The 1,450-nt window shown below is 68.6% G+C and carries 1 protein-coding gene; it reads right to left on the bottom strand.

Features of this window, described 5'->3' with window-relative positions; genetic code table 11:
* Positions 1-115: 115 nt before the first annotated feature.
* The gene (locus AV521_RS46190) at positions 116-1,324 is read right to left on the bottom strand and encodes an IS701 family transposase (protein ID WP_179023923.1); all 1,209 of its coding nucleotides are present in this window, start codon (positions 1,322-1,324) and stop codon (positions 116-118) included.
* Positions 1,325-1,450: the final 126 nt, after the last annotated feature.

The raw sequence follows: 1,450 nt of genomic DNA, 5'->3' as shown, positions 1-1,450 counted from the left end.
CTAGTAGTGCTTGGTCAGGTTGATATCGGTTCTGGCATGTTGCGGTGACAGGTGGGGCAGGCGCCGGTCCAGAGCGCGAGGAGCAACTGCAGTTCGCGGGCGACCCGGTAGAGGCTCAGGCCGGCGCCGTCTCTTTTGGGGACCGGGTGATGCGCTGGAGGGTGCAGAAGGCGTGCGCGACGGAGACGAGGGTGACGTGGTGGTGCCAGCCCCGCCAGGTGCGGCCCTCGAAGTGGGCCAGGCCCAGGGCCTGTTTCATCTCCCGATAGTCGTGCTCGATGCGCCAGCGCAGTTTCGCGGTACGGACCAGGGTGGCCAGCGCCGTGTCGACGGGCAGGTTGGACAGCCAGAACTGGACGGGCTCGGGTTCGGTGACGGGCCATTCGGCCAGCAGCCAGCGCACCGGCAGTTCCGGACCGGCGGTGTTCTTGCGGATCTCGCGTCCGGCGGGCCGGATCCGCAGAGCCACGAACCGCGAGTACATGCGCTTGACGCCGCTGCGACCACTGCCCGGGCGGGAGCCTTCCCGCCACTGCACCGGCCTCGCGGCCCGCTTGCCGGCCTCGATGACCAGCTTCTTCACCATCTGGGCCGCTTCGGGGTATGCGGGCTGGGGCCGTGGGCCGCGACCGCCGTAAGGCGGGGTGTGCGGCCGTGCAGCTTCCGGCTGGGCGGTGGTCGTGGTGGAGATCCCCACCACGTAGTCCAGCTGGCGTTCTTCCAGACCCAGCCGGAAGGCTGCCGCATCGCCGTAGCCGCCATCGGCGACGACGAGCGGAACATCGATGCCCCACGACCTCGTCTCATCGATCATGTCCAGGGCCAGCTGCCACTTCTCGACATGGCCGATCTCGTCGGGGATGCCGCATGTGGTGCGGCGGGCCACCTTGGCCGCATCGGCCTTCGGCGAGGCGGGATCCCAGCTCTCGGGCACAAACAGCCGCCAGTCGACGGCCGCCGAGGCGTGGTCGGAGGCCAGGTGCAGCGAGATGCCGGCCTGGCAGTTGGTGACCTTGCCGGCGGTGCCGGTGTACTGCCTGGCCACACACGCCGAGGCATCCCCGTCCTTGAGGAAGCCGGTGTCATCGACGATCAGCGCGGTCGGCTTGATCACCTCCTGCATCCGCCAGGCCAGGCGAGCACGCACATGCGCCGCCTCCCACGGGCTGGAGGTGACGAAGTGGGCCAGGGCCTGACGGTTGCCGTCCTCACCCAGCCGCGCAGCCATCGGTTCCACCGACTTACGCCGCCCGTCCAGCAGCAGGCCCCGCAGATAGACCCCGCCCCACCTGCGTTGATCTGCCCGCGCGAACGGCTCGAACATCTCTGCCGCGAAGTCCTCCAGATCACACCGGACCGCAGCCAACTCCCCACCCAGCACACCCACTCAACGACACATCCGATCAAACGGACACGCCACCAGCGAATCAACCTGACCAGGCACTACTAG

The sequence above is a fragment of the Streptomyces sp. IMTB 2501 genome, from assembly GCF_001953885.1.
Lineage (GTDB): Bacteria > Actinomycetota > Actinomycetes > Streptomycetales > Streptomycetaceae > Streptomyces.
This window is presented reverse-complemented; position numbering and strand designations above follow the sequence as displayed.

Excerpts from the sequence above, each read along its gene's own strand:
- AV521_RS46190 (WP_179023923.1), bottom strand. The coding sequence starts at position 1,324 with ATGTTCGAGCCGTTCGCGCGGGCAGATCAACGCAGGTGGGGCGGGGTC.